At 61.3% G+C, this 8,920-nt stretch carries 4 protein-coding genes; 2 read left to right on the top strand and 2 right to left on the bottom strand.

Annotation, left to right across the window (positions count from 1 at the left end; all coding sequences use genetic code 11):
* Positions 1 to 3,462 (top strand): hypothetical protein (locus tag Q0Z71_RS16920; RefSeq protein WP_298025322.1); only part of this gene is annotated, 3,462 nt, incomplete at its 5' end.
* A gap of 66 nt (positions 3,463 to 3,528) precedes the next feature.
* Here Q0Z71_RS16920 and Q0Z71_RS16915 read toward each other — a convergent pair.
* A complete protein-coding gene (locus tag Q0Z71_RS16915) occupies positions 3,529 to 4,077 on the bottom strand; it encodes a hypothetical protein (RefSeq protein ID WP_298025319.1) in 549 nt (182 codons plus the stop codon).
* An 801-nt stretch (positions 4,078 to 4,878) separates the two neighbouring features.
* Between Q0Z71_RS16915 and Q0Z71_RS16910 the strand changes: the two genes are divergently transcribed.
* Positions 4,879 to 5,445 carry a hypothetical protein gene (locus Q0Z71_RS16910; RefSeq protein WP_298025316.1) on the top strand — a complete coding sequence of 189 codons (567 nt, stop codon included), beginning with the start codon at positions 4,879 to 4,881 and terminating at the stop codon, positions 5,443 to 5,445.
* 76 nt (positions 5,446 to 5,521) lie between these two features.
* Here Q0Z71_RS16910 and Q0Z71_RS16905 read toward each other — a convergent pair.
* Positions 5,522 to 8,920 (bottom strand): hypothetical protein (locus tag Q0Z71_RS16905; protein WP_298025313.1); only part of this gene is annotated, 3,399 nt, incomplete at its 5' end.

Raw genomic sequence — 8,920 nt, 5'->3', positions numbered from 1 at the left:
ACCCGCCTGGGCCTGTACGGCAACCTGTCCCTGAGTGCCAAGCAGCCCCTGACCCGCGACAACGTGGCTGTCATGGTCTTCAACGCGCTGACCAAGTGCGTGCCCGTGCAGTACAACGAGCTGCTGGGCGTGTACTACAACGAGAACCAGGGCATCACCTACTCCTACGAGTTCAACTACCTGGAGACCCTGGGCTACAAGAACTTCGACCTGGTCTACAAGTCCGACATGCAGGACATCTACAAGCGTCCCGCCACCACCTGGGGCACCGGCAGCTATGTTTCTGACAAGGCCGCTACCGCCACCGGCGTGGTCACCCGCACCGACGACCTGACTGAGGACGGCGGCCTGATCGCCAACCGCGTCCGGATGCAGGAGAAGGACCAGATCATCACCGTTCCCAACGCCCCCGACTACGTCTACACCGCCGACACCAAGAACCGCGACGTGTATAAGGACCTGGGCCGCACCGTGGTCGAGACCTACGGCTGGTCCGCCTACGTCAACGGCGCTGAGGCCTCCGTGGTCCGTCCCTCCGCTTCCTCCGCTGAGCGCTGGACCTACACCAACGAGGGCACCCAGACCGAGATCTACGTGGACGACGACACCCAGCGCGTCGATGTGATCGAGATCAACTACTACATTGGCCAGGTGGCCAACGTCAAGACCGACGACGACGGCGACTTCATCACCGTGAAGGAGATGTCCAACGGCTCCCCGCTGGATGACCGCACCTTCTACACCACCGAGTTCGCCAAGGGCGACTACGTGATCTACACCGCCGACTTCGACGAGGACGACGACGCCTACGTCATCGGCGAGGTGTTCGCCCCCGTGACCGTCACCGCCAACGTGACCCGCGTGGACCAGGACAAGGACACCGGTGCCACCTACCTGCGCGCTGACGGCGAGAAGTACACCTACTCCCACGGCGAGGATCCCAAGAACCAGCAGCAGCACATGGTCTACGACCTGGCCAACATGAACAAGCTGGCTCACCCCGCCCTGAACGTGGACTACGTCCTGTACATGGATCCCAACGGCTACGTGGTGGCCTTTGAGGAGGCCGGCGAAAAGACCGTCAACTACCTGTACGTCAAGGACTCCGACGAGGAGATGGGCGACTGGGAGCTGAAGGTCGTCCTGGCTGACGGCTCCACCCAGAAGGTCTCCATGAAGGGCAGCACCTACAAGAAGAACACCACCGGCACTGAGTCCGTTGTCTGGCTGGACGCCGACGGCAACACGTCCGCGGGTCAGCATCAGAAGATCAAGACCAACCTGGACGGCCATGTCTTTGAGTACTCCGTCAACTCCGCCGGCCTGTACTCCCTGACCGAGCCCGACCACCTGTGCTACGGCACCAAGGATGTTGATCAGGCCCAGGTCACCGACGTGGATATCCACAACGGCCGCGCCTACATCGAGGCCGGCGACGACGTGATCATCGTGGACAAGGAGACCGTGTTCGTGGACGTGGACGGCGGCAAGGCCTACACCGGCTACGACGAGGTGCCCAACGTTGAGGACGCCGACATCGCCTACGCCAAGGACGGCCGCATCGCCAAGATCGTGTTCATCCTGGACGGCGATATCTACGACGAGAACAGCGTCTACTTCATGCTCAGCGACCTCAAGCGCGAGACCCTGAAGAGCGGCGACCACTTCTGGGAGTACTTCAACGCCTACGTGGACGGCGACAAGACCCCCGTGATCGTGGACTACGACGCCCTGTACATCTGGGATGCCGCGAAGAACGACTGGGTCAAGGAGGGCGGCGCCCTCGACGCTCTGACCCTGTACAAGGCCGTGAAGAGCGACGAGAACGGCTACTTCACCGAGGTCCATAAGATCGCCACTCTGAAGGACAACGACTTCGAGTATGTCACCGCCGTGGGCTCCGGCGCCTTCTGGACCACCGAGCACAACGCGGCTGGCGTTCCCGTTTACACCCAGTCCGACAAGGTCAAGTACGACTGCGACGACGAGACCATCTTTGTCACCGTCGAGGCCCAGTATGACCGCAACGGCAAGCGCACCGGCTGGAGCATCGGCAACGGCGACCTGAACGACATGTTCGTCAGCATGGACAAGCGCAACCTGCCTCTGGACGAGGACGGCAAGGTCATCGGTAATGCCAACGTGGATACCTGCCGCGTCTACGTGGCCGAGGACGACAACAAGGGTTACGCCGAGCTGGTGTACATCTTCCTGTATGACCAGAACTACACCGAGACCGAGAACCACACCGACGCCTACTCCGACAACTACCGTGTCCGCGCCTCCATGAGCAGCAACGGCAACCTGGGCGTGGCCTACACCGTCACCCGTCCTGAGTACGTCGATCCCGCCACCGACCTGGCCTTTGAGATCACCGTGGCCGTGGACGGTGTGGACGAGGTCGTTGTGAAGGATACGATTCCCGCTGGTAGCAAGACTCTTACCGATCGTTATACTGATAACGGCTTCTTCGGCGACGAGGACGTGGCGGTCAGCGGCTTCAAGTTCGACTACACCAACACCTCCGTGTACAAACCGACCAAGATCCTGATCAAGTACTACGACGCGGCCACCGGCAAGGTGATTCCCGATGAGAACCTCGTCAATGTCGGCACCGACACCAGCGACGCGGTCAGGGCCACTGGCGCCGGGATCGTTCTCCAGCTGAAGAACTACGCTTCCGCGGGCCAAACCGGTACGATCTACAATATCAAGGAGAAGGATCCTGACAACAAGATCACTGACGCAACTACCTTGACGTCCAGCAAAACCACCCTCACCGGCAAGGCCACGCCCACCTGCGAGGACTACGTGAAGGTGTACGTGGATGGCCTGGTGGCCGCACCCGAACTGTACGACATCACGGTCTCCAGCGTCAAGACTGTCGCGCTGTCCGAGTTCGGTGTGAAAACGGAGAATGACTCCAAGCTCACCCTGACCCTGGGCGAAGACAAGACCGACAAGGCCGACGGCAGCACCTGGTCGATCGAAGCCACGCTGAGCGGCGGACCCACAGACATTTGGGGCTATGAGATCACCATCGACGGCGTGGATCCCGCCGATCCGGCTGTGATCCTGTACGCCGGCAACGTTTCCAAACAGAAGATCGGCACCGTCACCCTGAAGGGCGACGACGTCACCATCACGAAGGACATGGTCCATGTCAAGCCCATCGCCGCGTTCGACTTTGTGAGCGGCACCTGGACGGAGAACAAGGTCACCCTGAACTTCAACTACAAGGTTGACTGGGAAAATAAGGGCTCCGAAATCAGTTACAACACTTCCGGCACCGCGGGCAAGGCTCAGGACGGCAAGACTGTCACCATCGAACTGACGGATGACGACTTTGACGCGAGCGACACGATCAACCTGACTGCGCTCAAGAACACTGAGTACGCGACCAGCACTTTGAACGGCACGCTGACCCTACAGGCCAACGGCAATGTCACCAAGACTGCTTGATTGCCTCCGAGTGTAAACAACTCAGAAAAGGTTCCCCCCGGGCCGGCGCCCGGGGGGCCTTTTTGTTCACCGTATCCCCCAGAGGGTGATCTTCGTCCCCTTTTGAAGCTTGTCCGCGTTGTATGCGATGGTCAGGTCGCGCAGCTCCCGGAAGGTGCACTCGGCGTAGGCAAACCCGCCCTTTGTGGCGAAAACCACCGCCTGTACCGGGCTCTCCGGCCGGTGCCGGGGCAGCAGGGCCATCAGGAAGGGCGAGGGGTAGTCGGAGTAGAAGGCGCTGCCGCTGGCCGAACTGTGGCCCGAGGCGCTGAAACCGTTCACGCCGACGGCCAGGCCCGCGTTGGACATGCTGGACCGGCAGGCCAGCGAGAAAAAGACGCACTCCCACTGGCTCCAGTCCATGCCGGTCAGGTCGATCACCGCCCGCTGGGTGTCCTCCGCCAACTCGATTTCCCTGATGATCTCAGAGCGGCCCGTTTTGCCGTCCACGTCCGTCCGCAGGCCGTTCAGCGCTTCGTCGATCTTGGCGTTGTCGGCGTTGAAGTCCGTGCGGACCACCTCGTCCGTGGCCTGCCATTGGGATAGGGAATAATGTGTCGTGTGGTTGCTTGCCATAAATTTTCCTCCTTATAAAATCCGCCGTTTTCGGGTTTTGGCCCCAAAACGGCTTTTTCGCTGTTTTCGCCCCGCCCAAATCCCCGGCGCGGGCTGCTTTTTCGCATGGGCGGTGGGCGGAGCGCCCCCCGCAGAGCGGGAAACTCCCGGGGAAAGCCCCGTGCGCGGCGGAGCGGCCCCGGCGGGCGGAACCCCCGCAAAACCCCCGACGGGCGAATCCCCCGGGAAAGCCCTGCGGGCGCGGCAGGTTGCCACCCTTTAGGCGGGCAAAAACTCCGCCCGGGGGCGGAGCCACCGGGCAATAAAAAAACCGCCGTCTGAAAACGGCGGGCAAAGGTGAAAAGTGGTATATTCGCATACATTTACTGGAAGTCGGGCCGAACTCTGCCAATTTTGGCGGGGCGCGGCCCTTTTTTCTTGCTCTAACGAGCAAAGGGCCAAAGCGCCCCGTTTCCGCCCGCAAACGGGCAGAGTGGGGCCGGATTTCCATAAAATGTATGGAAACATACCACTTCCGGCCCCTAAACGAGGATTTATAGAGGTAGGCCCCCGCCCCACCGGGGCGAAAGCCAGCAAACCACCGCAGGCGTGGCGGAACGGCCCCGCATTTACCCCCGGTGGGAGTTGAGGACGGAAATCCGCGCCGGGCAAAACCTGCTGGGTGAGGCCAAAAAGCCCGCAGGGCGGGCCCCCCGACCCCATTTTCGCCACGCGGGGGATTTGGGGTGGGGCGAAAACAGCGAAAAAGCCGTTTTGGGGCTATTCGTCCCGAAACGGCGGATTTTATAAGGAGGAAAATTTATGGCAAGCAACCACACGCAACATTACTCTCTGTCCCAATGGCAGGCCACGGACGAGGTGGTCCGCACGGACTTCAACGCCGACAACGCCAAGATCGACGCGGCGCTGCACGGCCTGGAGGAAAACAAACCGGGCCGCATCCAGCACATCAAGACCGTCCCCGCGCCGGGAAGCGGGTCCTCGTTCACCGTTTCCCTGGATGACATCGACTGGGGCCAGTGGGAGACCGTCTCCGTCTTTTTCAAGTGCCCCCTGTACTCCACCATCGACGAGCACTCCGTCAACGTGACCATGAACGGCGGCGCGATCACCTGCGTCAACACCGGCGGGTACAATACCCTCCTGCTGCACAGCGCGGTGGGGCCCACGGAGCTGGTTTTTCTGCCCGGCCACGACAGCGCGGCCTTCATCCACGCCCTGACCTTCGGCGGCACCTCAGAGCTGACCTACTCCGACTCCCCGTTCTCCCAGCTTACGTCCCTGACCTTCACCCGGGGGGCACGCTCTTACAGCGGCCCGCTCACGTTCCCGGCGGGAGCGGAGGTCATCATCCGCGGCATCAAATGAGAAGAAGGGACCCCGGGCCGTTGGCCCGGGGTCCCGCGCAGGGGTCAGTTGTGTGTTCTGTGCTTGAGGGGGTCGATCAGGCGACGTCCGCCACGAAGTTGGCCTTACCCTCAGCCATGCTCACCACATAGAACACGGTAGCGTCCAGCGCATAGTTGGTGGCGGTGTCGCTCTTGCACAGGACCGTGCTGCCAGCCAACGCGATGGCGTCTCCATCAGCCAGGGTGTGGTCGAAATGGATCACCACAGTGTCGCTGCCAGCGGTGTGCTCCACAGCCTCGATCTTGCTCGCAGCATGGTGAGCCGCCTCGTTGTGGGGAGTCGCGTTCGTCGCGTCCGAGAACTCGGTAGTCGTCAGCTTCGCCGAGCCGCTCTTTACCACGCCCTGGTTGAACACGATGGTCATGTCGTAGCCGTTCAGGGACACGCTCTTCACCTTCACCCGGTCAAGCGCCACAGAGACGGTGATCTTGGTGACGGTGATGTCATCGCCGTCGATGCGCAGGTACTGCGGATCAGCCGGGGTGCCGGCTTTGACGTTCTTGAAGGTCAGGGTGCCGGCGCTGGTCTCGATCACGACGTTGTAGGCCTGGGCATGGCTGGTCCCGCTGGAAGTAATGGTGGGCGTCACGGTGATGAGCTCATTGTTGTCAAGGCCGACGATGTCAGCCGTGGTGTCGGGCTTCATCTCGATCTTCAGGGTATCAGTGTAGCCGGTGGCGCCGAACACGCTCACGGCCTGAGCCGTACCGTCGTTATTGTCGCCGATCGTGCCGAACTGTTTAGTAGTCACGTCCGCGCCCCGCAAGATGTCGTACTTGGACACAGCGGCCGTCAGCTTGGCCACGTCGATGTAGACGTACACATAGTCCTCGCGGTCATGGACCACGGCGGTCTTGGCGGCGTTCAGGCTGCCGACGTCAACGGCCTCGCCGGTCTCAGTGAGAGAGGCGTTAGTCGTACCGGTCATAGCGGTAGTACCGGTATACAGACCCTCGGTCTTGTAGTCGACCGTGGCGTCGGCGTACTTCTTGTCGTTCAGCTTGAACTTCAGGGTCGGAGTGCCGTTGATATTGATGGTCTCCGCGGTGTCAGTACCCTTGACCAGATCAGCGTTCCGGCCAGTACCAACAGTCAGGTCCACACCATCGTAGCTCTTGTACTTGATCTTGTAGGTCTGAGAACCCAGGTTGGTCCACTTGAAGTCCTCCACGGTGATCACATCGCTGGGATCGAAGCCGTCCTCGGTCCAAGTGAAGGAGCCCTTATCCTGGGCGGGATCAAGCCGGTTGGTCTGAGTGCCGACCACGGGATCGCCGGTCCAGTCGTTCACGTAGACGCGGCCGTTGACCACGATGTCGCAGGTGAACAGCAGCGGGTTGCCGTTGCCGTCGTGATCCAGCCACTCGGGACGCTCCACATCCAAGGTGACGCGGCCCATGCCGTTGGAGAAGATGACGGACTCATAGTCGAAGTACTTGCCCTTACCAGCGCTGGCGCCGCCGGGGTTGGCGGTGCTGGTGCGGTAGATGTAGACCAGCTCGGCGTGGTCGTCGTCAGCACCGCTCTTCTTCAGGACCTGGACATACTCCACGTCGAAGCCGGTGTCGTCGTCGTCCATGTCGTTCACGTCGCCGGGGAACACGGACCAGTCATAGCCGGAGCCGTCCTTCTTCAAGGTGCGCTCGATGACCACAAAGATGGTCTCATCGTCGAAGTTGTACTTGTCCTCGTCGCGCATGGCGCCGGTGCTGGGACCGTTGGCGGCGATGGCGGCCCAGAAGGCGCCGTCAGCCACAGCGTAGGGGGTCAGACGGTCCGCGGTGGCGGGCACGATCTCCTCGACCTCGGTGATGTAGGAGCCGTCACCGGTGGTCTTGCGGATCTGATAGATCACGGGGAAGGCGGAGCCGGGGTTGTTGACAGCCTTCAGGAAGGTGTTGGGGTTGTCCTTGTCAGCGCCGTACTTGACCGTCAGCGTGGTCTTTTCGCCGTTGACATAGGCCTTGTCGTACTCCCAGTACTCGTCGCCGTCGTACTTCAGGGAGACACGGGTGTTGCCGTTGAGCACGAAGTAGGTGCTGGCGGAGTCGTAGATGTTGCCGTCCAGGATGAACACGACCTTGGCCACGTAGTTCTTGACCACGAAGGCGATGTCGGCGTCATCCACGTTGGGGACCTCGTCGTAGCCGGTGTAGACCTTGTCGTTGATGGTGTCCACGAACACGGTCTTTTTGTCCACGATCAGGTTGTCCTCGCCAACCTCGATGTAGGCCTTGCCGTTGTGGATCTCGGCGTTCTCCCAGGCGCTCTGGCGCTCAGCCTTGGGCAGCGCGTCGGCGTCCGCGGGATCGATGTAGGTCAGCTTGTACACGCCGGAGCTGTTCACGGAGTACTTCCAGATCAGACCATCGATGTTGGTGCGGTTGGTGCCGGCGGTGTCCTTGTTGATGACCCACCGGATCGCGCTGGTGACGTCGTTGTTGCCGTCGTCATCATTGTAGGTCACGAAGTCGTTGGTGGTGCGGTTGAACCGCTGCAGGACCTTGCCGGTGGTGCCGGTCAGGCTCCGGTTCACGTCCACCTTGGGGTTGGTGGCGTCGGTCAGGATGATGCGGGCGACCCAGTCGCGCAGCTCCTCGTCGGAGTCCTCGACATACAGGTACTGGTTGGACTCGGCCTCAACCTTGTCGTAGGCCACGATGTAGCCCAGAGGATCGCAGTAGATCACGTACTCCTCGTTCAGAGTGGGGTGCTTGGGCACATTGGTGGGATCGTCCAGGTCGTAGACCATGTGCTCCTGCTGGGCGGGAGTGGCATCAACGCCCGCGGAGTAGGTGTACTTCGTGCCGTCCATCGTCAGGTAGGTCGCGCCGGTGACCTTATTGCCGGACAGGTTGGCGGTGTCGTTCTCCACGCGCTCAACAATGCCGGTGACCTCGGTGGGAGCCATGACCTCACGGATGATGAAGTCGTCGTCGGCCTCCACGTAGTCGATGGTGAAGATCACGTAGTCGTCCTCAGACCAGCCCTCGGCGTAGAAGGTCTTGTCGTTGAGCTGGGCAGCGCCGTCGGACAGGGTGCGGACAGTGATGTACTCGCCCTTGTCGTCGGACCGCACCTTGGAGACCTGGCCCAGATAGTAGTTGATCTCAACCACGCGGACGGTCTGGTCGGCGTCGTCGATGTAGATCTCGGTCTGGGTGCCCTTGTTGGTGTAGACGTACTTGGTGCCGTCGTTGGAGTCAGGCAGGACAGCGCCGGTATCGACGCGCTCGCCGTTCACAAAAGCGGTCCAGGTGTAGCGGGGGCTGTTGCGCGCCTCGTTGCAGACGGTGGCACCCAGGTCCTTATACACGTCCTTGCTGGCGGTGTTCTTGGTGTAGACGCGATCGGGAGTCAGGGTCTGGACATAGATCTCGTCCTTGTCCAGCATACGGACGTTGGAGGCGATCAGGCCGCCGTCCTCGTCCAG

The sequence above is a fragment of the uncultured Dysosmobacter sp. genome (genome assembly GCF_947631635.1).
Taxonomy (GTDB): domain Bacteria; phylum Bacillota; class Clostridia; order Oscillospirales; family Oscillospiraceae; genus Oscillibacter.
Note: the sequence above shows the minus strand (reverse complement) of the source record. Positions and strands in the feature narration are given on the sequence as shown.

Excerpts from the sequence above, each read along its gene's own strand:
- Q0Z71_RS16910 (WP_298025316.1), top strand. The coding sequence starts at position 4,879 with ATGGCAAGCAACCACACGCAACATTACTCTCTGTCCCAATGGCAGGCC.
- Q0Z71_RS16915 (WP_298025319.1), bottom strand. The coding sequence starts at position 4,077 with ATGGCAAGCAACCACACGACACATTATTCCCTATCCCAATGGCAGGCC.